At 70.1% G+C, this 21,094-nt stretch carries 19 protein-coding genes; 9 read left to right on the forward strand and 10 right to left on the reverse strand.

Annotation, left to right across the window (positions count from 1 at the left end; genetic code table 11):
* The first annotated feature begins 40 nt into the window (after window positions 1-40).
* The 4 genes from ACFV0Q_RS11375 to ACFV0Q_RS11390 are packed head-to-tail and all read left to right on the forward strand — an operon-like array spanning window position 41 to window position 4,803.
* Window positions 41-952, forward strand: a complete 912-nt coding sequence (locus ACFV0Q_RS11375) for a hypothetical protein (protein WP_385003883.1) — start codon at window positions 41-43, stop codon at window positions 950-952.
* A complete protein-coding gene (locus ACFV0Q_RS11380) occupies window positions 949-2,196 on the forward strand; it encodes a DNA cytosine methyltransferase (RefSeq protein ID WP_385003885.1) in 1,248 nt (415 codons plus the stop codon). Before ACFV0Q_RS11375 ends, ACFV0Q_RS11380 begins: the two co-directional genes overlap by 4 nt.
* A gap of 29 nt (window positions 2,197-2,225) precedes the next feature.
* On the forward strand, window positions 2,226-3,326 hold the full coding sequence (locus tag ACFV0Q_RS11385) for a DnaB-like helicase N-terminal domain-containing protein (RefSeq protein ID WP_385003887.1): 1,101 nt from the start codon (window positions 2,226-2,228) through the stop codon (window positions 3,324-3,326).
* A 58-nt stretch (window positions 3,327-3,384) separates the two neighbouring features.
* Entirely contained in the window at window positions 3,385-4,803 is a 1,419-nt protein-coding gene (locus ACFV0Q_RS11390) for a DUF317 domain-containing protein (RefSeq protein ID WP_385003889.1), read from the forward strand.
* 133 nt (window positions 4,804-4,936) lie between these two features.
* Here the strand turns inward: ACFV0Q_RS11390 and ACFV0Q_RS11395 are convergent, their stop codons facing one another.
* From ACFV0Q_RS11395 to ACFV0Q_RS11410, 4 genes are all read right to left on the reverse strand, one after another.
* On the reverse strand, window positions 4,937-6,571 hold the full coding sequence (locus ACFV0Q_RS11395) for a UvrD-helicase domain-containing protein (RefSeq protein ID WP_385003891.1): 1,635 nt from the start codon (window positions 6,569-6,571) through the stop codon (window positions 4,937-4,939).
* Window positions 6,571-8,499, reverse strand: coding sequence for a hypothetical protein (locus tag ACFV0Q_RS11400; protein ID WP_385003893.1), 1,929 nt, complete (start codon window positions 8,497-8,499; stop codon window positions 6,571-6,573). The genes ACFV0Q_RS11395 and ACFV0Q_RS11400 overlap by 1 nt, the downstream gene beginning before the upstream one ends.
* Before the next feature lie 26 nt (window positions 8,500-8,525).
* On the reverse strand, window positions 8,526-9,836 hold the full coding sequence (locus ACFV0Q_RS11405) for a UDP-N-acetylglucosamine 1-carboxyvinyltransferase (RefSeq protein ID WP_385003895.1): 1,311 nt from the start codon (window positions 9,834-9,836) through the stop codon (window positions 8,526-8,528).
* A gap of 95 nt (window positions 9,837-9,931) precedes the next feature.
* A complete protein-coding gene (locus ACFV0Q_RS11410; RefSeq protein ID WP_385003897.1) occupies window positions 9,932-10,846 on the reverse strand; it encodes an NAD-dependent epimerase/dehydratase family protein in 915 nt (304 codons plus the stop codon).
* A 231-nt stretch (window positions 10,847-11,077) separates the two neighbouring features.
* On the opposite strand from ACFV0Q_RS11410, the gene ACFV0Q_RS11415 reads away from it, so the two are divergent.
* Window positions 11,078-12,364: a helix-turn-helix domain-containing protein gene (locus tag ACFV0Q_RS11415; RefSeq protein ID WP_385003899.1), complete on the forward strand. Its 1,287-nt coding sequence runs from the start codon at window positions 11,078-11,080 to the stop codon at window positions 12,362-12,364.
* A gap of 41 nt (window positions 12,365-12,405) precedes the next feature.
* Here ACFV0Q_RS11415 and ACFV0Q_RS11420 read toward each other — a convergent pair whose 3' ends face one another.
* Complete coding sequence (locus ACFV0Q_RS11420; protein ID WP_385003901.1) at window positions 12,406-12,888, reverse strand: NUDIX domain-containing protein; 483 nt, start codon at window positions 12,886-12,888, stop codon at window positions 12,406-12,408.
* 226 nt (window positions 12,889-13,114) lie between these two features.
* Between ACFV0Q_RS11420 and ACFV0Q_RS11425 the strand changes: the two genes are divergently transcribed.
* On the forward strand, window positions 13,115-13,927 hold the full coding sequence (locus ACFV0Q_RS11425) for a class I SAM-dependent methyltransferase (RefSeq protein ID WP_385003903.1): 813 nt from the start codon (window positions 13,115-13,117) through the stop codon (window positions 13,925-13,927).
* Between the two features lie 261 nt (window positions 13,928-14,188).
* Complete coding sequence (locus tag ACFV0Q_RS11430; protein ID WP_385003905.1) at window positions 14,189-14,932, forward strand: hypothetical protein; 744 nt, start codon at window positions 14,189-14,191, stop codon at window positions 14,930-14,932.
* Window positions 14,933-15,134: 202 nt separating this feature from the next.
* On the opposite strand, the gene ACFV0Q_RS11435 is transcribed toward ACFV0Q_RS11430, so the two are convergent.
* The 3 genes from ACFV0Q_RS11435 to ACFV0Q_RS11445 all read right to left on the reverse strand — a co-directional run bounded on the left by ACFV0Q_RS11435 (window position 15,135) and on the right by ACFV0Q_RS11445 (window position 17,304).
* Window positions 15,135-16,028, reverse strand: coding sequence for a DUF5655 domain-containing protein (locus ACFV0Q_RS11435; protein ID WP_385003907.1), 894 nt, complete (start codon window positions 16,026-16,028; stop codon window positions 15,135-15,137).
* A 517-nt stretch (window positions 16,029-16,545) separates the two neighbouring features.
* Window positions 16,546-16,671, reverse strand: coding sequence for a hypothetical protein (locus tag ACFV0Q_RS11440; protein WP_376130497.1), 126 nt, complete (start codon window positions 16,669-16,671; stop codon window positions 16,546-16,548).
* A gap of 18 nt (window positions 16,672-16,689) precedes the next feature.
* Window positions 16,690-17,304, reverse strand: coding sequence for a cysteine hydrolase (locus tag ACFV0Q_RS11445; protein ID WP_385003909.1), 615 nt, complete (start codon window positions 17,302-17,304; stop codon window positions 16,690-16,692).
* 76 nt (window positions 17,305-17,380) lie between these two features.
* Here ACFV0Q_RS11445 and ACFV0Q_RS11450 point away from each other — a divergent pair, with 76 nt between their 5' ends.
* Complete coding sequence (locus ACFV0Q_RS11450; RefSeq protein ID WP_385003911.1) at window positions 17,381-17,869, forward strand: pyridoxamine 5'-phosphate oxidase family protein; 489 nt, start codon at window positions 17,381-17,383, stop codon at window positions 17,867-17,869.
* A 15-nt stretch (window positions 17,870-17,884) separates the two neighbouring features.
* Here the strand turns inward: ACFV0Q_RS11450 and ACFV0Q_RS11455 are convergent, their stop codons facing one another.
* A complete protein-coding gene (locus ACFV0Q_RS11455) occupies window positions 17,885-18,787 on the reverse strand; it encodes a LysR family transcriptional regulator (RefSeq protein WP_385003913.1) in 903 nt (300 codons plus the stop codon).
* 73 nt (window positions 18,788-18,860) lie between these two features.
* Between ACFV0Q_RS11455 and ACFV0Q_RS11460 the strand changes: the two genes are divergently transcribed.
* Window positions 18,861-19,826, forward strand: coding sequence for a DMT family transporter (locus tag ACFV0Q_RS11460; protein WP_385003915.1), 966 nt, complete (start codon window positions 18,861-18,863; stop codon window positions 19,824-19,826).
* 61 nt (window positions 19,827-19,887) lie between these two features.
* On the opposite strand, the gene ACFV0Q_RS11465 is transcribed toward ACFV0Q_RS11460, so the two are convergent.
* The coding region (locus tag ACFV0Q_RS11465) for an aminotransferase class I/II-fold pyridoxal phosphate-dependent enzyme (RefSeq protein WP_385003917.1) at window positions 19,888-21,094 on the reverse strand (1,207 nt) is incomplete at its 5' end.

The following is a 21,094-nucleotide window of genomic DNA, read 5'->3' on the forward strand; positions in this document are numbered from 1 at the left end:
TCACAGTCCCCTCAAACGAGTGACAGGCCGCCGTCGCCCCATGTCGCAGGCCATCACCACCACCCGCGGTCAGCGGCGCTGGGACCGAACCCGCAGGGAAACCTGTCTCGCGCTTTCCGCCGAAGGGATTCTCCCTAAGGTCGATTTCGCGGTCTTCGCAGACACGGGCTGGGAACCCCGGGCCGTTTATGATCATCTCGACCGGCTGGAACGGGAGATAGCCCGGCCCGCAGGAATACCGATCCTCCGCGTCACCGCCGGAAACATTCGCAACGACGCCCTCGACCCGAATCACCGATTCGCGTCCATGCCGCTCTACATCCTTAACGAAGACGGCAGGCCTGGAATGACCAGGCGGCAATGCACCGGCGAATATAAAATAAAGCCGATCAAACGACAGATTCGCGAACTGCTCGGATACCCGCACCCTCTGCACGTCCCGAAGGGGATCTTCGTCGAACAGTGGGTCGGTATTTCCACCGACGAGTTCCAGCGCGCCAAGGACTCCGACGTCAAATACATGCGCAACCGGCATCCCCTGATCACCGATCTGGACTGGTCACGCGCCGACTGCACACGCTACCTATCCGAGCTCGGACTGGCGGATACCCCTAAGTCGAGCTGCCTCGGTTGCCCATTTCACGGAAATGCGCAGTGGAGGAGCATCCGGGACGCATCCCCTGCCGAGTGGGAAGATGTTGTCGCCTTCGACGAGGCTATCCGAAAAGGCAATTCCCGCGCGAACGCTTCGGGAAATCCACTGCTCGGCCAGGCTTTCCTCCACCGCTCCCGCGTGCCGCTCAGCGTTGCGCCGATCGACCACGTCACCCGCTCGGAGCGGGCCGCCGCCGAACTCGACGAGCTCGAAAACGGCGTGGTCAACGGCTGCTCGCCCTGGGCCTGCCGCGGCGAAGAAAATGCCGAGCAGGACGACTTCGGGCTGACCGCGTGAAGGACCTCGTCGTGGACCTCTTCGCCGGCCCCGGCGGCTGGAGCCACGCCCTGGGCGTGCTCGGCGTCCGCGATATCGGCCTGGAGTGGGACGAATGGGCCTGCAAGACCAGGGCCGCCGCTGGGCAGTTGACAATCCGCACCGACGTGGCGATGTATCCGGTGTGGCCGTTCACGGACCGCACCCGAGGGTTCATCGCCTCGCCGCCCTGCCAGGCCTGGTCCATGGCCGGCAAGCGCCTCGGCCTGGTCGACCAGCCGCTGGTCCACCAGGCCGTCGCCGACCTTGCCACAGGCCGCGACACCCGGGCTCAGCTCCTGACCGCGTGCAAGGACCCCCGGAGCCTGCTGGCCGCGGAGCCGATGCGCTACCTCCACGCCCTGCACTCCGCAGGGAGGCCGGAGTGGATCCTCATGGAGGAAGTCCCCGACGTGCTGCCACTGTGGCGGCAGTACGCCGCGATCCTCCGGGGCTGGGGCTTCTCCGTCTGGACCGGGATCCTCAACGCCGCCGACTACGGCGTGCCGCAGACCCGGCGGCGGGCGATCCTCCTGGCTTCCCGTACCCGCACCGCCGAGCCTCCGCCACCGACCCATGCCCAGGCAGCCGAACCGGAGAGCCTGTTCGGGCCGGGCCGCGAGCGGTGGGTGTCCATGGCCGAGGCCCTCGGCTGGGGTGCAACCGACCGACCCACCCCGACCGTCTGCGCCGGCGGCGGACCGGGCGGCGGGCCCGAACCGTTCCCCTCCGGAGCCCGGAAGACCCTCACAGACGCCCGCGACCGCGGTACCTGGAAGCCGCCCGCACCCAGGCAGCGCCCCAGCCGCAGAGCACGTCCCGGCCGACTGCGCCCGCCGGACGCCGCTGCCGCCGTCTGCACCTGTGGGGAGCACCGCTGGTCCTGGTCACTGCGCAGCAGTAACCAGGCCAACGCCACCGTCCGGGGTGCGAACGAGCCCGCGGGGACTCTGTTCTTCGGACACCGCGCGAACGAATGCGTGTGGGTCGCCGAGCCGCGCTCCCTCGAAGCCGACGCGGAGAGTCCGGCGCCGGAGTCGATCCGGATCACCGCGACCGAAGCCGGCGTCCTGCAGACCTTCCCGGCCGACTACCCCTGGGCCGGCAACAAGGGGCAAGCCTTCTCCCAGATCGGCAACGCTGTCCCACCCCTGCTGGCCGCCCACCTGCTGGCCCCGCACCTCGGCAAGACCCTCACCCGCTCCGACTTCACCCTGGCCGCCTAATGCCCAACCCCACTTCGAATCAGGAAGATTTGGCCCTGGACGACGTGCCTCCGGACCCGCCCGTCCGGTTCGCCGAGCAAGCCCTCCTCGGCGCGGTCATCCTCGAGCCTCTCCGGATCAAGACGCTCGGCCCGCTCGGCCCAGAGCACTTCAGCGTCGCGATGCACGGCGCCCTGTTCGCGGCAATGAGCGCGCTCACCCCTCCGGCCCCGGACATCCACGCCCGGGAACCGGTATGGATCACCGCTCTCCTCGACCGCGCCCGGCCCCACGCCCGCGGGCTGACCGCCTCCTACCTCCACACCCTGACCGACGCCTGCCCCAACCCCAGCCACGCACCCGCCTACGCGCAGATGATCGTGGCCAACAGGGCCCGCCTCACCATTCGGGCCGCCGCCGAGCGCCTCACCCAAGCAGCCACCGACCCCGTGCCGAACCCCGCCGCGCACGTCCTGGACCGTGCCGACGCGGTCGCCGCCGTCCTAGACGACCTCGCGGGGCTCTTCCCTTCACACCCCGGTTCCCTCCCCCGCACGGTGCTGCCGCCCCCACCGACCCGGGACACCAGAACCGAGACCGATACCGCCGGAGAGGAACAGCTACTGCTGTCGACGGCGGCCGCGCGCCCCGCCTCCCTGCCCGAGATGAGGTGGCTGCGGCCCGAGGACTTCACCGTCCCCCTTCACGGCGTCCTGTACAGGTGCATGGCCTCCCTGGCCTACCGGGGCGATCCGATCGACGCGGTAACGGTGCTCTGGGAAGCACAGCACCACGGCCTCCTCGCCTCCGGAGCAACCGCCGCGGAGGTGCTGGCCATACTCGCCACCCCGGCCGGCTCATCGGAGCACTGGGGCGAGCAGATCCTGCAACGCTCCCTCCTCCACCAGGCCCACACCACCGGCCTGCACATCCACGCCTTCACCGACGACCCCGCAAACACCCCGCACCAGCTGATCACCGGCAGCCGCCGCGCACTCGCCGACCTCGGCGCCGTCCGCGCCCGATGGCAGCACGCCACCCACCCTTCGTCCGCCAGCCCCCCGCGCGCTAAGCCCGCCCCAGCAGCGCGCGCCGGGCCTGCCACCCCACGCATCACCCCACCCGCGGTACCCGCGCGGGCCTCCCGATAGACCACCCCCGAGCGGGCCCGGCCGGCAGCACGCCAGCCGGGCCCCGGAATCGAGTCCCATGCCCCAGCCCGGCCTCGGCGAGGCTCACATCCTCCTCGCCCGCCACCCCGACCACAGCAGCGCCGTGACCGCCTCCCTCGCTGGCCCCGAGACCAGCCGGAACCTGTCACGCACCGCGCTGTCCAACCGCGGCTTCCGCCAGATCGACCTCAGGACCCTCGTCCTGGCCCGCATCGACCACGACGAGCCCTACTACGCCGACAAGGCCGCGCAAGCTCTGCGCGACGCGGGCGCGACAGTGGAGATCGCCCCGACCCTCCAAACGGAGATCGACACCGAGTGGACGTACGGCAACTACCCGATGCCCTACCTGGATCGGGCCGAGATCCGGGAGGTCAGCGCCGAAGCCCAGCGGATCCACGACGACATCGCCTCCGGCCACCTCACCATCCACATGCATGCCCAGGCCGGATGGACCACCGTCGCTGTCGGCACCTACGAAGGCGGCAAGAGCGTCTACTTGCACGGCGAGGACTATCTCCGCCAGGAGGTCACGGACTACGAATCCGAGGCCGAGGCCGTGGCGGACTTCCAGCGCCAGCACTCTGTCGCCGTCCGCCCCGGGCCGGCCCCCCTCACAGACATCGAGCGCGCTGCCGTCTCTGCCATCACCACACCGCCCTCCGATGCGCCGACCCCGACCCCCGCTTCGGCCCCCGACCCGGACCCGAGCCTCGCGTCCAGCGAGCCGTCGCCGGAAGCAGTACCCGTATACGCCGCTGACCCTGGCGACCACGAAGACCTCCTTGACCGATTCCTCGCCTCGCAGGACGAATGGGAGAAGGTGCGCACATGGTCCGACGGCACCACCGTCGCCAACCACGAATCGCTGGCCGTGCGTGTGCAGTTCTTCCACGAGGCCTATCCCGGTGCGCCTGACGCCTGGGCGGTCGCGTCGTACGAGTCCCCGGTCGGTGAACGCCTCTGGCACGCCACGGCCACCCGTAGCACTCCCGTCGACATCGTGCGCGCCTTGCTCGACAGCCTCGCCGCCGGCAACGGCTGGGGTCCGGGACCAGCCACTGCCGTCAGCGACAAGACGCTCGCCGAGGCCACCCGCTACCTCGCCGAGACCGGCTGGCCTCTGACCGTCACTGCCCGACTGGTGGAATGGACGGCGCCCAGCGAGGAACCCGCTGGCGTCCGCTTCGACACCTTCGCCGCCTCACGGCCAAGGACCCCACTCGACGCATGGACCGTCTGGGGTGGAAACACTCCCTACCAGCCAACTTGGTCAATACGGTTCTCGACGCACACACCCGCAGCCCTGCTCCAGGACATCGCCTTCGAACTCGCCCACGGTAAAGGACACCGGCAGCCTCAAATCGGTACTACCCGCCCCACAGCCCACCTGCCCGGACCTCCCGCTGTGGCCCACCCCCACAGTCCAGCAGGCAGGCACACAGCCCCACGCTGACCAAGTCCTCCGGCCGGGTTGCCGACCGCGGCTCTGCTAACCCCACCTTGGTGGCCAGCCGGCCAAGTAGCGCCGCCGCACAGCAGTCGACGTGTTAGGGCTGAGCCTGAGGGACAGGCCTCGGCTTCGATAACTAGCTCAGGGCAGCCACGAGCGGCGCCCACAGAGGATGCGATTGCTCCGGGACGACGAGGCGGGCATGCTTCCGTGCCCGTGTCATGACGACGTACAACAGTTTCGATCCGTTGGGGAAAGGCTCCCCCTCGTAGCCGTAGAACTCTTCCGAGCCGAGGAGCAGGATGGTGGTGTCGGCCTCGCGCCCCTTGGTCTGGTGAAGGTTCATGACTTGGATGGGGAAGCGGCGGGTGGTGTGTGAGCCCACGAGAATTTCGTCGCGCGCACGTAGCAACCGGTCAGTGGCGGCTTCGATATCGAACTCGTCTCCTAGCGAGCGCAGCGTGGTTCGGGTCAACTGCGCGGCTTGAATCCAGGTCTCCTGGCCGCGGTGGGTTCCGATCCTGCGATAAGCGTTCGCGACAACGTCGGCAAGTTGGTCGGGATGGCCGGCGGCGGCTCGCAGGTCTTTGGCCAACCGTTCAAATGCCCTGCCCAGAACGGGATTGTCGGAGGGATTAAGCATCTGCCGGGCAAGCGGAGGCATCTTGTTTCCGCCTTGCGTGGCCGAAACGTACACGGCGAGACTACGCAAAACAGGCGCACTGTCCCCTAGGGCAAACTGGACCATAGCCAGTTGGGCGGGGAGAGCTTCGCCATACGCCTCGGTGAAACCCACCTGCTCATGGGCCAGACCGTCGGCGGTCAGCGCGTCGGAGAGGTCAGTCGTGGCGGCGTTGGTATGGGTGAAGATGCTGACCGTCTCGCCTTGACTGCGCGCTTGGCGGGCGAGTTCTAGGACGTGGCGGTGACCGATCTCGTCCTCGATCCGGGTGATGGACAGCCGCCCAGCATCAGCTGCTGCTCGGATAGCCGGGTCGTCGAAGTCTCGTCTGCGGGCAGCTTCAGCTGCTGCCGGAAGCATGCCGCTCGGGTCGCGGAAGCTGGCCGGCGGCAGTCGGACCTCGACGGCACTGGGCAGAGCCATCGCTGTACCGATGCGGGCGGTGGCGTCGACGCCCTTCTTGAACGTGTAGATGCACTGGTTGGCGTCACCCAACAGAATCCTGCGCGCAGGCGGCGCGATGAGCTGGAGAAAGTCCCACTCGCTGGCGTCGGTGTCTTGGAATTCGTCGCAGATGACGATGCCGTACCGACCGCGGTAGTGGGCCTGCACTTTCGGGAGGGCAAGCAATCCGGTTGCCGCGGGAATCAGCTCGTCATAGGTGAGGCCGGGCGGGGCCCCCGCAACCAGGCTGTTGGCCTTGCTCAGCACCGTCTGCGGCGGCGGATACCCGTGATGCGGGCCGAAGCTCCTGATGACGCGCCAGGCGAACCCGTGGAAGGTCGAGACCTCCAGACGCGGCCGGAACGGCCCGATGACCGCGGCTGCACGGTCGATGATCTGTGCCACTGCGGTACGGGAGAACGATAGGAACAAGGCGCGCTCTGGGGCAGGCAACCTCGTCCTCACTCCGTCACGCGCTGCGGCCCGCCGGGCCATCGCGAGTACCTCGTCTGCCCGTTCGAGGTGGCGCCGAGCTGCGGCGACGGCAGTTATCGTCTTGCCCGTGCCCGCGCCTCCCAGGACAACCACGACCGGAGCAGTACTGGTGATGACGTCAATTTGCTTGTCTTTCGGGGCGTACGTCATCACTGCTCCGTCTGCGGCCGAGCTACCTCGGGGAGGTCGACGAGCTTAGGGCCGGAGTATGCGGCGTTCGCGGCCTGGGCGATTGCGTCGAGGGCCGCCGCCAGCACGGGCGGGTGGACCACCACTTCGCTCAGCGGGTGCTCATGCGTTTGTGTGTGGCCAGGCGCTGGCTGCAATTCGCTGTACAGGGCTTCCAGGAGGGGTTCGTGAAGGCCCTTCTTGTGGAGCACCTTGCACAGTTGAGTCACTGCGGACTCACTGGAGTCAGCGGCCAGAGGGTCGGGCACGCCGTAGTCCGTGAGCAGGGCGCTGGCCACGGCGACCGTGGCGAGGTCGAGGCCGGCAACCATGGCCCGTTCGATCGCCCCAGGTGGCAGGCGGACCACGACGTCACAGGCAGCTTGGACTGCGGCCGTTTGCTCAACGCTCTGCGGTGTCTCCTTGTCCCGGTCGATCATGCCGATCACGCGGAATCCGAGCTGCTGGGCGAGTTCTGCGATGCGGGGGATCTGGTCGATGCCGCCGTCGCCGCCGGTGCCTGCGGCGACGAGGCGGACGCCATGAGCAGAGAGCGGGAGCTTGCTCGGCGGGTACCGGCGGTCGGCCATACTCAGAACGGCCACGTCGTGCGGCCCCTCGGTGATCGCGACTACCGGTGCGGTGAACGCAGAAAGGAGCTGGGTGTGCAGCTGCCTCAGCGCGGCGAGCTTCTTCCGGTCGGTTGTCTTCGCGATCTGATGGTGCCCGCGAAGGCCCCCGTGACGGACGAGACGTACCACCTCGCCGGGTTCGAACGCGCGGGCAACTTCTGGCCGCCGCGTTGACAGCCATACTTGGCCCGCCTGGCTACGTGTCAGCGAGGCGAGGTGCTCTGCAGTTGCTGCATCGAGCTGATCACCAAAGTCGTCTGCCAGGACCACCGCACCGGGAACGTTCGCCAAGAGCATCGCCTCGGCCATGGACAGGATGGCGGTGACCGTACTTCCGTGACTGGGCAGCGCCAGCAACCCCGAGTCGTCCAAGCGCAGCGCCGCCCTCAACGTACGCAGAAGGGCGGCGACCGTGCCATCCTCGGCGAGGAAACCCACGTCTCTGGCTGAGATCGTGCCTTCGCCCAGGCGACTCGCAGTACCCCCGACGGCTAGGACCGCATCGACGGCTTCGGTGATCGCGGGATCGGCTGACAGTGATCCGACGGCTTCGGCGACAGCCGACCGTAGCGTTTCGAAGGCTGCTGCAGCAGCCTTCGGGTCCCGCTCGTCGATGAAGCGGCGCAAGTTCCCGCCGGCCCGAAGCTGAAGAGGAACCCCAGCGTTGAGGGTGATTACAGGCAGGGCCCGCCGGGTCGCGGCCGGAACCCGAAGGTAGTCGCCAACTGCTGGGGTGCTCCGGGCCGGATAGAAGACGACGGTTTCCAAGACCTCGGCATCGCTGTCATAGCTGAGCCGGTACGTCATTCGCATGCACAGGGGAGCGTCCGGATTGGCGTCAGCGTCCTCACTCGCCGTGCCGGAGGGGTCCAGTGGTTCAAGGGCACCGTCGGCCACTAGCTGCTGTACATCCGGATCGAGGTCCGTCAGGGTCACCTCGATCTCGGCCGCGTCCACGCGAGCAACCCAAGATAGGTCGGACTGGACCGCGCCTTCGTCGGCCTCCTCGGGGACTGCAGGAGCTGCGGCTTCTTCGGTTGCCGCAACGCCCTCCTGGTACAGGTCGGTCAGGGCAGCACCCCGGGCCGCATCCGGATCCAGCACCCGCGCGAGGGCCTCGATGATGTCGGTACGACCCGCGCGAGGAATTCCCGCCAGCACTACGTGACGGTCAGGACGAAGGTCCAGATGCTTCCATCCGCGGAAACCTGATATTCGCAGGCGAGTTACACGCACAGCAGCAATCATCCAGCACACATGGCCCCACAGGTACTGCATTACAGGAAACCCGCTGCCTTGGCTTCCTACTCCTGCACGACGGCCAGTTCGGCGCCAAGCGCCTCGAGCTTGGGCAATAGGTTGCTATAGCCGCGGTCCAGGTGGTAGATGCCGCCGATGGTCGAGGTGCCCTTGGCTGCGAGTGCTGCGATCACCAGGGCGGCGACGGCCCGGATGTCCTGGCCAGCCACCCGGGCCGCAGTGAGGGGGGACGGGCCGTGCACGGTGATGGTCGGGCCATCGGCGGTGATGACGGCGCCGAAGCTGCGGAGCGGGTCAACGTGCGTGGCCCGCGAGGTGTAGATCCGCTCCTCGATGCAGGAGACGCCCGGGGCCTGGGTGAGGAATGCCGTCAGCTGGGGCTGGACGTCGGTACACGTAGCGGAGGCCGTGGCCACCTGCACGGCCCGGGGGCCGGCCGGGCAACGACCGAGCGAGCCGCCGTCCACCGCGAAAAGCTCGATTCCGGCATCGGCGAGGATGGCCACCAGGGTCGCGGGAAACGTGGTGACGGGGACGTTGTCGAGGTGGACGATTCCTCCGGTGATGGTGGCAGCCAGGGCGAGCGTGGCGGCCTCCAGCCGGTCCGGCGGGACGTGGACGCTTCCGCCGGTGATGTGATCGGTGCCGGTGATATGGAGCGCGGTGGTGCCCTCCCATGTGATGCCAACCCCGCCTGTCGCGAGCATCGCGGCGGTCGCCAACACCTCCGGTTCGGAGTTGGGGTTGAGGATGGTGGATGTGCCGCGGGCACGAGCGGCGAGCAGCATCGCGGTGACCGTGGCCCCCAGGCTCGGGCCCCACTGCTGGGTCATCACGTCGGTGGTGAACGGCTCCGGGCCCCGACCGGACAGGCGGGCCTCGACGTGCGTGTCACTGACGGCCACGCTGGCCCCAGCGGCCTCCATGGCGGCCAGGTGCCGGTCGATCCGGCGGTGGCAGAAGGCGTCACCGCCCGGCAGGGGGAAGACGATGCGACCGGCTCGGGCGAGCAGGCCGGCGGCCATGACGGCGGTCGTGCGGATGCGCCCGCCCAACTGGTCGGGAATGGTGGGATGCCAGGCGGCAGCCGGGGTGACTTCGAAGCGGTCACCGATGATCTGGGCGGCGGTGCCGGTGTGGGTGAGGATCTCCGCGCAGACCTGGGTGTCCAGGATGTGCGGGATGCCGGTCAGGGTGAGCGGTTCGTCCGCAAGCTGGGCCGCGGCGTACAGGTGGAGGGCGACGTTCTTGCTGCCCTGGACAGAGACCGTGCCCTCCAGGCGGTGGCCGCCGGTGATGCGGATGGCGCGGGTGTCGGTGCGGGGCGGGGGCGGCAGGACGGTCTGATCGTTCACGGATTCCCTTCCCGTGGGTGTGGGTGGAGGGGCATCGGGGTCCCGGCCCGGCGAGCGAGCCGGCACCCCGGGCAGTGCGGACTAGCCGGTGGTGTTCACCGGGCGCCTGCGGCCACCATCCAGGTGCGCGCGCGGCTCTCGGCGGTGAGGGCCAGGGCCTCGTTCAGGGGCCTGCGGGGGACGAGCCCGTAGGTGCGGGTGAACAAGGTCTGATCGGAGGTGAACGAGGCGATCTCGTTGATGCGCGGGGCGGTGTGGGTGATGGTCCCGCGGCTGGCAGCACGAATGACTGCGTGGGCGAGGTCGAGGACTGAAACGGCCTCGCCGGAGCCGCAGTTGACGACGGGCAGCAGCTCGGGGGCGTCCAGGATGCGGGTGAGCATGGTGACCGCGTCGTCGATGTGCGTCAGGTCCCGGGCCTGTGTGCCGTCGCCCTCGATCGTCAGCGGACGGTCCTCGGCGACAGCATCGAGGAAGGCGGGGACGACGGCGTCGGGGCCCTCGCTCGGGCCGTAGGTGTTGAAGAACCGCACCACTCCGACCTGGCGGCCCTCCCCCAGGATCGGCCGATAGATCTGGGCCAGATGCTCGGTGGCCATCTTGCCCGCCGCGTACGGGGAACGGGGGGCATACGGCGCGGTCTCGGCGAGCGGGCCGCCCTGCTGACCGTAGACCTCGCAGGAGGAGGCCAGCAGCAGCCGGCTGGCGGTCGACTGGGTGAAGGTGTGGAGCAGGTGCCGGTCGGTGGCCACGTTGTGCTCGAAGCCGCCGATCTCGAAGCTGTCGGGAACGGACTTGAGCGCAGCCAGGTGCACAACCGTATCTACACGGTCGAGGTCCTGTGCGGTCAGCGACCGGACGTCGCGAACCAACAGGCCCTGCGGGCTCGGCCGCCGCCGGGAGGTGACCGACAGGTTGTCCAGCGGGGTGACCGTGTGCCCTGCGACGCGCAGGGCCTGCGTGAGGGCCGAGCCGATGAAGCCGGCGGCGCCGGTGATCAGGAGGTTCAAGGGATGCCTCCGCGAAGGTGGGAGCAGCGAAACGGTCCGTGCGCCGTCTGCCTGCTGCCGCAACCGTCCCTCCCACAGGGGCCGTCCGGGAGCGGCTCCTGGCTCTCTCGCACACGGGGTGCGTCATCCGCACACCGCGTGCGAGAAGGACCGGGTGTACTCGGGCGCCCTGTTACCGTGCCGTGCCAGGCGCTACGCTCACTCGTCGCCGCCGGTACGCAGGAGGTACCAATGGGCCCCAATGCGAACGACCTGGGCGCCGTCTTTCGCAGCGCCCGCCATGCCTTACGGCTGAAGCAAGCTGATGTCGCCCGGGCCGTCGGCTACTCGGCGTCGGCGATCTCGCGGATCGAGGGCAACCGGATGCGCGTGAACCTCGACACCTGCCTGCTCTTAGCCCGGGTACTCGATATCCCACCTGAGCAGGTCAGCGGGTTCCATGCCCCCGCGGACCCGGTGATCGATACCGTGGGGACCCTACCGATGTCGGACGAGGAGGACGCGATGCGTCGCAGGAACCTGCTGGGGGCGCTCGCTGCCGGAGCGTCGGCCGTCGTCGGCACGGGCACGGCGGCTGCATCGCCCACCGTAGTCCCGGACCTCGACGACGTGCTGTTTCGGCTCCCGCCCGCTGGCCCCGCGCCGCTGCGGGTGCTGGCCGACCAGACGGCCTCTGCGCGCGAGGCGTTCACCGCCGCCCGCTACAACGACCTTGGCAACTCGCTGCCCGGCCTGCTCTCCGCCACGGAGGCGACTAGGGACGCGGCCGTCGGCCGGGCTCGCCAACAGGCCAACGCCATCCTTGCCCGCGCTTACGTCCTGGCCTCCGAACTTGCCGCGAAGCAGCATTCCGACGCCGCATGGGTTGCTGCCGATCGCGCTCTGGCCGCCGCCCGGGCTAGCGGGATGCCCGTCCCCGTCGGGGAAGCCGCCCGCGTCCTGGCCATCACCATGCGCCGCTCCGGCAGCTGCTCCTCCGCGGTCCGCTTCCTCACCGCCGAAGCAGCCGTACTCGACCCTGCCGAAGGGCGCACCGGAGCCGTACGGACCACTTTGCTGCTGACTGCGGCCTACTCGGCAGCCGCTGGCGGCGACCGGACAACCGCGCTCGCTCTGCTCGACGAGGCCGATGAGACCGTCGAGCGCCGCCCGCAGGCGGCTCCCAGCGGTCTCTTCACCGTCGATGCCACCAAGACCCAGGCCGCCGTCTACCGCATTGGCGTTCACACCACCCTCGGCACCCCGGACGAGGGTGTGGAGATCGCGCGAGGCCTGAACATCGACCTCATGCCGACCCCCGAACGCCGCGCCCGCGCCTGGACGGACACGGCCCGCATGTGGCACGCGCTCGGCAACGGTGAGGAGGCATTCGCTGCTCTGCGCCGCGTCGAGGAGGAAGCGGCCCAGGAGGTGCGCCGTCCGGCGCTGCGGGCGCTGACGTCGAGCCTGCTCTACAGCCCGGCACGTGTACAGGGCCTGCGCGAGTTCGCCGTCCGCACGGGAGCCGTTCCCGCCTGACCGGCCCGGCTCCGCCCGCCGGCGTGGAGCTCGGTGCGTGGTCACGGTGCCGGAGCGAACCAGGCCTGAGGCTCGTTCTTGCCGACCAGTTCGATGAGTTCCCGCATCCGATCGGTCATCGGCGGTAGGCCGTCCAGCGGGAACCAGCCGACCGCGTACGACTCGTCGTCACAGACACGCGGCGACTGACCCGCCTCTGCCGGACAGCAGGCGAACACGACCTCGAAGTACTGCGCCACATGACCGTTGCTGTGCCGCACCTGTGGGGACGATGTCACCGCCACCAGGCGATCCACCACCACCCGCACACCGGTCTCCTCCGCCACCTCCCGCACTACCGCAGCGGCCGGCGCTTCGCCGGGCTCCAGGATCCCGCTCAACGGCGTCCACAGCCCCGCAGCAGACCGCCGCTGCAGGAGCACCCTCTGCTCCTCGTCGACGACTACTCCGACCACCCCTGGCAGCCACAACGGCCAGTCGGGGCCGACTACCTTTCGTAGATCTGACACAAAATCAGGAATCATGCCACCAGACTAGGACGAGAAGAACGCCGTTGGCGGGCAATTCAGAGCACTCTCCCGCCCGTCTCCTGCTGGCTGGTCGGGGCCGGGCGTGAGCCGCAGTCTGTCAGCCGCGTTCGTACGAGCGGGCAGGATCCGCCGTGTTGGGCCGCCGAAAATCGCAGTGATCACTTCGTCATGTCCCCTACCCTGCCGGACATCACCGGCCCGACAGAATGAGGACTCCCCAATGACGAGAACCCCCGATGTACGCCCGGAGATCATCGACTTTTACACCCGCTCCGACGAAGCCGCACGACTGCACGCGACTGCCACGGGCACCCTGGAATTCGCACGGACCCGCGAGTTACTCCGCCGCCACCTCCCACCCGCTCCGGCGCGCGTACTCGATGTCGGTGGCGGCCCCGGAACCCACGCCCGCTGGCTCGCCGAGGACGGCTACGCCGTGCACGTCGTGGACCCCGTACCCAAGCACATCAGCCAGGCCGGCGCCCTTGACTGCGTGACAGCCGAGCTGGGCGACGCCCGTGCTCTCACCGCAGCAGCCGACTCGTATGACGTGGTGCTGCTCCTCGGTCCGCTGTACCACCTCCACGACAAGGCCGACCGGTTCTCCGCGCTGGCCGAAGCTGCCCGCGTAGCACGGCCGGGAGGTGTCGTCGCTGCAGCCGCGATCTCCCGTTACTCCCCCCTGCTCGACTACATCGCCACTACTGGCATCACCGAGCCCGCCATCCAGGACGGAGTGCGCGACACCCTCGACCAGGGCCGCTACGCCGGACAGCGCGGTTTCACCGTCGCCTACTTCCAGACCTCAGACGAACTCCGCGAGGAAATCACCGAAGCGGGACTCGCCGACCCCACCCTGTATGGCGTCGAGGGACCCGGTTGGGTGGCGGTCAAGGCCATCGAGAAGTACACCGCCACCAACCTCTTGGACACGGCGATGTACGACGCTGCCCTCGCCGCAGCGCGGCTCGCGGAACCGCACGCTGCGCTCACCGACGCCTCTGCCCACATCCTTGCCATCACCCGGCCCTGAACTCCCATGTCAGCACGCCCAAACAGGAGGCGCCGGTGGATGGACGCCGTGCACCCGCCGACAGGCGGCCGGGCCTGCGTTCCGACGATGGGCCCGGCCGCTTGAGCGATGCGAACCGCAGACATCAGGAAGGCAAGCACTTCCGCTCCCGGATTAACCCAGTACGGCCAGGGCCTCCCACATGTACTGGTGTACCGGACCGGCACGCTAGGAGCACGGGCCTCGGGGCGGCACAACCCGCGCCAGCAGAAGGGAGTTCGCATGTCGTTGATCCAACTGTTCGCCGGGCTGCTCGCCGTGCTGGCGGGCATCGTGGGATGGCAGATGTACCGCTACCCGGGCGGATGGAAATTCGCATTCTCTGAGGCTCACCACGAAGACCGGCAGGACCTGTACGCCGCCCGCAGCGCCCTGCGCTCCCTGAAGGTGAAGGCCGGAACCGATCTGGCCGCCGCCCGCGCCCGCCTGGCCTGGGCCGAGCAGACTCACCGCCAGCGCGTCGACCGCGCGCACCGCGAACTGAACGCATTGCTTACCCCCGACCACGGCGAGCAACTCGCCGCGCTGGGACCGCTCTCCCTATACGAGCACGAACTGCACATCGGAACGGAGCAACTGCCCCTCGCGGGAATCGCCGCGCACTGTGAGCCTGCCCGTTCGGGCAAGAAGGCATACCTGTATGTCACTCACCCTGACGGCCAATCCGAACTCCACCCGGTGGATACCGACTGCCCCGAGGAGGCTGTCCGTCAGTTCAGCGTCCGCCTTCAAAATGCCATCGCCGCTGGCAGCAAACTCCGCAAGCAACGCTCCCGCGCGATCGAGAAGGCAGAAGAAGCTCTGGAGGCAGTACGCGCAGACACGGCCGCGGTGGATTCTGCCCGCCAGGAAGTGGACACCATAGCCACCAGACACCGCGAAGACACCCGCGTGGAGACAGCCCAAGCTGACCTAGAAGCCGCCCGCGACCGGTGGGAAGAGACGACGGGACGCCGCCCCCGCTGATTCCAAGACCTCAGCCCAGGCGGCCAGCCCCCGCAGTGCGGCGCGCAACATAGCATCGAAACCCCGGTCAGCCAAACCGGGGATTGGCGGGATCATTAGAGATCCACCGCCACCCCTGCCCCAGCCGTCGGAAGGCACTGCTACGCCGCACCCCGCAACTTCCCCCTCACCCTCAAGCAGCCGACGGCCCAGCCCAGCCTGGCTATGCCACCGCGTAGCTCTGGCGGAAGTACTCGACCGCGCGCTCCAGATCGCGTTCGGACTGAAGCGTGAGTTCCAGGTCGCCGGTGCCGTGGTGGCCAAGCCCCGTCACATCGCGGGCGAAGCCGGGCACGAGGTCGACCGTCGCCGGTGCAGCCTTCAGGTAGACCACCAGCTTGGCCTTCTTCGGCGGGACCAGGCACGCATAGTTCTGCATGCGCCGGTAGGCGGTGTAGGTCTGGTTCGAGACCTTCGTAAGGTCCTCACCGAGCCCGAGCAGTACCTCGTCGACCGCAGCAGCCAGCTCCGCCATGGCCCCGGCCTCCGTCGCGGTCCGCTGCGCCTTCGCCGTACCCCGACTCACGCTCCCGGCCTTCGGCGCCGCGGCACGGCCGGCGAAGGAGGCCACCGTCTCAAGGCCGACGTGCTCGCTGCCGAAGTACCGGTAGCGGACCAGGTCGATGGCGTGCCGGTGCTCGCGGACGGCGTGGATGTCGTAGCGGGTGAAGTCGCCAGCCACGCAGATCAGCCTCGGTGCGCTCCACAGCACCTGGGCCGCGGCGTGGGCCCCGAGCCGGTCGCGGACCAGGTGCCGGAACGTGTCCCGGTGATCGAGCAGCCAGGCCATGTAGAAGAGGCCCTGGTTTATGACTCCCGCGTCGGTTCCGCGCTTGTACTCGACGATCACCGGTGCGCCGTTCTCGTCGATGCCCAACGAGTCGATCCGGCCGCCGTGAACCGGTCCGGTGCTGTATTCGCTCGCCAGGAACCGGACCCCGAGCATGGTCTGCATGTGCCCCTCGACGAGGTCCTGAACATCGGCCTCGACCTCGGCCAGACGCGGCACGACCTCCGTCACGCCGCCCTTCGTGTTGAACAGCTTCAGGCCCGACACCTCCCCCTTCGCATTGACCTACCGGCAACGCGCAGTCAGCCAGATCTATTTCCGGCAGGCGGGATGTTCTGGAGCCCTTTCCCAATCGTCACCGTAAGCGGCCAACCCGAAGTCTGCGCACCGGGTCCGAGTGGGACTTCATCGAGTGCACCAGACGCAAAAGCGCCGCCTTCCGTACAGGTCTCACCCTGGTACGGAAGGCGGCGCCTTCATGTTGCCGCCCAATCAGAAGGGCCTCGTGGTCCCTGTTGGGTGCAGTCGCTGGCTGAGGTCGACCGCTCGCCCGCAGTGCCCCAACTCCACATCACGCTCCGTGTACTTCCGGCCGGTGTACCGGCAAGCTTGTGTCGAGCGGCGAGGCCAGGCCAGAGCCGCCATCCTGGGGAGCGGCTGGGGAGTTCCGAGGCCGCTCGGGGAGTTTCTGGGGAGTTCCGGCTACATAAAGCAGAAAGCCCGTGAAAGACCGAGAAAGAGCCGCACCGCAGGTCAGCGACGCACAGGAGGGGAAAACCCCAGCTCAGAGCACTGGCCTCGGGGACTTCATGACATAGGTACCGAGATCGTCGGCCTCGACGATCCCCGGGAGCGAGCCGCCCTCACGCAGGGGCGTGACGTAACGGGTCGCGATCACTTCGGACAGCATCCGCCCAGGTTACGGGGGTCAGGGCGCCGGAGCCCACTGGGTGAGCAGGGCTTCGGTGGTGGTGATGGCCGCCACCAGCGCGAGGGAGTTGCGGATCACCTCGGCGGTGCAGGAGGCGGGCACCCCGGCGATGGCGTCGGCGGGGACGACGACCTGGTATCCGAGGTTGACGGCGTCGAAGACGGTGTTGGGGATCGCGATGTTCGAGGAGACCCCCGTGACGACGAGGGTGCGCACGCCGAGGTTGCGCAGCAGGGCGTCCAGGTCGGTGCCGGCCATCGGGGAGAGTCCGTGCAGCCGCCGGACCACCAGGTCCCGTCCGTCGACGGTGATCGGGGCCGCGACCTCGACCGCCCGGCTCCCGGTGAGCTGGCGCACGGGCAGCTTCCCGGCGGCCCGGAAGAGCCGTGCGTTGGTGCTGGCCCCGAGCCCGTCGGGCCGGCGTTCGGCGACCGCGTGCAGCACCTGCACGCCGGCCGCCCGCGCGGCGTCGGCGAGCGCGGCCACCCGCTCCAGCATCCCGGAGTCCCGGGCCTCCTTGGCCAGTTCGGGCAGGGCGCTCTCCTCGCCGACGACTCCGTTCTGGCATTCGACGGTGAGCAGCGCGGTGGTGGCGGGATCGAAGTCCGGCATGGCTCCCCCTGGCGTGGCGGCGGCGGAGCCCGCATGATTCCTGACACACAGTCAGATGTGAAGGGGCGTGGGAGCGATGGACGAGACGCGTGGGCCCGGAACAGGTGGGGCCGGGACGCAGCGGCGCGGCCGCCGCATCATGATGTCCGACGAGGAGGTGGACGCCTTCCTGCGCGAGCAGCGCACCTGCCGGGTCGCCACCGTCTCCCCCGACGGGCGTCCGCACGTGGGCGCCCTGTGGTTCGCCTGGGACGGCACCTCCCTGTGGCTGTACTCGATCACCCGCAGCCGCCGCTGGTCCGACCTGCGCAAGGACCCGCGGATCTCGGTGGTGGTGGACTCCGGCGAGTCCTACGACGAGCTGCGCGGGGTCGAGCTGTCAGGGAGCGCGGTGTTCGTGGGCGAGGCCCCGCGCACCGGCGAGCCCTGTCCCGAGCTGGCGGAGCCCGAACGGATCTTCCCGGTCAAGAACTTCGGCATCGAGGAGATGCCGCACGACGGCCGCCACGCCTGGATCCGCCTCACCCCCGACGCGGTCGTCTCCTGGGACTTCCGCAAGATCTGAGCCGCCCGCCCGCGCCTAGACGGCGGCCGCCGCCGCCGCGTGCAGCGCCTCGACGGCGGCCCGGATGGACGGCCGCCGGCCCGCGTCCGCGCGCCAGACGGCGTACACGTGACGGCGTACGGTGTCGCACACGGGCAGCAGCCTGACGCCCGGCGGCACCGGCCCGCGCCCCAGCCGGGGCGTCACGCACACGCCCAGCCCGGCCTCCACGAAGGCGAGCTGGGTGTGGTGCTCCTCGGCGATGTGCGCGACGCGCGGCTCGATCCCGGTGCCGCGCAGGGTGAACACCAGCCACTCGTGGCAGAACTGGCCCTCGTTCCAGGAGATCCAGTCGTCGTCGGCGAAGTCGGCCAGCGAGATCTGCGTACGGCCGGCCAGCGGATGGGCGGCCGGGACCGCGATGTCGACGGCGTCGTCCAGCAGGTGGGCGCGGGTCAGCTCGGCCGGCACCGGCATCCGCTTGTTGTACCAGTCGATGGCCAGGGCCATGTCGAGGTCCCCGCGCACGACGGCCAGCATGGCCTCCTCCGGTTCCCGCTCCCGTACCAGGGCCCGCAGTTCGGGGTGGTCCGCGCGCAGGGCGGTCAGGGCCCCCGGCAGCAGGCCGCGCATCGCGGTGGGGAAGGCGCCGATCCGCAGCTCCCCGACGGCGCAGCCCCGCCGTGCCTCGACGTCGGCCTGGGCCAGCTCCACCTGGGAGATGATCCGGGCGGCGTGATCGGCGAGCAGCCGCCCGGCGTCCGTGAGGCGGACCCCGCGGCCGTTCTTGGACAGCAGGGGCTGGCCGACCTCCCGCTCCAGCTTGGCCATCTGCTGCGAGACGGCGGACGTGGTCACATGGAGGCCGTCCGCCGCACCGCTGACCGAGCCGTGGCGGGCGAGGGCGTCGAGGGTGCGCAGCCGCTCCAGGTTCAACATGTAAGCGATGCTACGCGGTCGGGCGGAGGAAGTCTCGCTTGTCCTACGAGGTTCCGGGCCGCAGAGTGAGCCCATGAGCGCACCCACCACCTCCCGCCGGGCCCCCTCCCCCACGACACCGCCCACCGCGCGACCCTCCGCGCCGGGGACCGGCTCCGGCCGCTTCGACTGGCGGCTGCGCTTCGCCTTCCTCTCGGTGGTCTGGGGCTTCAGCTTCCTCCTGGTCAAGGTCGGCACGGAGGCGTTCGCACCCTTCCAGGTCGCCCTGGGCCGGGTCCTCTTCGGCGCGCTGGCCCTGCTGGCCGTCCTGCTGGTGCGGCGGGAACCGCTCCCCCGGGGCCCGCGCACCTGGGGCCACCTCACGGTGGCGGCGCTCCTGCTGAACACGGCCCCCTTCTCGCTGTTCGCGTACGCCGAGCTGACCATCCCCTCCAGCCTCGCCGGGATCTGCAACGCGACCTCCCCGCTGTGGGGCATGGCGCTCTCGCTGGTCGCCCTCTCCGAGGACCGCCCGACGCGCCGCCGCTTCGCCGGCCTGGGCCTCGGCTTCCTCGGCGTCCTGACCGTCCTCGGCGCCTGGCAGGGCTTCGCCGGCATCGACGCCAAGGGCACCGCCCTGGCCCTGCTGGCCTCGCTCTGCTACCCGATCGGCTGGATCTACGTCCGCCGCACCCTGGCGGGCACCCAGGGCTCCCCGGTGGCCCTGACGGGCGCGCAGCTCATGGTGTCCACGGTCCAGCTGGCCGCCGTGAGCGCCCTGTTCACCTCCGCCCCGGCGTCCTTCCCGCTGTGGCCGACCCTCGCGGTGGCCGCCCTGGGCGCCCTCGGCACGGGGATGGCCCTGCAGATGCAGTACGGGCTGGTGACGGAGGTCGGCCCGACCACCGCGCAGATGGTCACCTACTTCATCCCGGTGATCGCGACGGCCGCGGGCGTCATGGTCCTCGGCGAGCAGCTCCACTGGAACACCCCGGTCGGCGCGGTCATCGTCCTGGCCGGCGCGGCCCTCACCCAGGCCCGCACCCGCCGCCCCGCCTGAGGCCCGCGCGCACCCGCCGCCCCGCCCGGCCCCGCCGCATTCCGCGGCGGGGCCGGTGCGTTCAGTCGAAGCGGGTGCCCCCGGCCGGGCGGACCGCCGCCGCCACCGCGTCGGCCAGCGCGCCGACCTCGGACACGCCCAGCCCGGAGACGGTGATCCGCACGCCCGGCCCCGCCTCCACCCGGAACCGGGCCCCCGCCGTGACGGCCCACCCGGCCGCCAGCAGCCGCGTGACCACCGCCGTCTCGTCGGCGACGGGCAGCCACACGTTCATCCCGCTGCGCCCGTACGCCCGTACGCCCCGCTCCGCGAGCGCCGTGATCAGCCCCTCCCGGCGCAGCCCGTAGGCGCGCGCCACCGCCGTCCGGTCCACGGCGCCGGAGGCCCACAGCTCCACGACCGCGTACTGGAGCAGCCGGCTGACCCAGCCCGGCCCCAGCCGCTGCCGGCCCCGGACCCGGTCCAGGGTCACCGCGTCGCCGGTGAGCACCGCGAGCCGCAGGTCGGGCCCGTACGCCTTGGCCGTGGAGCGGATCAGCGCCCAGTGCCGGGTCACCCCGCTCAGCGGGCACAGCGGCAGGTCCACGATGCCGTGCCCGTGGTCGTCGTCGATGACCAGCACCCCGGGATGCCCGGCCAGCAGCTCCCGCAGTTCCCGGGCCCGCGGCGCGCTGACGGCGGCCCCGGTCGGGTTCTGCGCGCGGGCCGTCACCACCAGCGCGCGCGCCCCCTCGGCCAGCGCCCGCTCCACCGCCGCCGGCACCGGCCCCTCGTCGTCGACGGCCACCGGGAGCAGCTTCAGCCCCAGCGCGGCCGCCAGGTCCAGCAGCGCCGCCCAGCCCGGGTCCTCGACGGCGACCGCGTCACCGGGCCTCACGTGGGCGGCCAGCACCCGCTCGATGCCGTCCAGCGCCCCCGAGGTCACCGCCACGGGCCCGGCCGGGACCCCGTCCGCCTCCAGGCCGGCCAAGGCGAGCCGGGCGAGGTCCGGGACCACCGGGTCCTGTCCGTACAGGGTCGGCGCCCGCGCGTACCGCCGGGCGGCCGCGGCCAGCGCCCCGTCCAGGGACGGCAGCAGCGAGACGTCCGGGTTGCCCTGCGTGAGGTCCCGTACGCCCTCGGGGACGGTCATCCGCAGCGTGTCGCGCGGCGCGGTCGCGGGGCGCGCCCGCACCCGGCTGCCGCGCCGCCCGTCCGTCTCGATGACTCCGCGCTCGCGCAGCGTGCGGTACGCGGCGGCCACGGTGTTGGGGTTGACCCCCAGCTCC

Origin of the sequence: Streptomyces sp. NPDC059564 (assembly GCF_042735575.1) — a bacterium.
Lineage (GTDB): Bacteria > Actinomycetota > Actinomycetes > Streptomycetales > Streptomycetaceae > Streptomyces.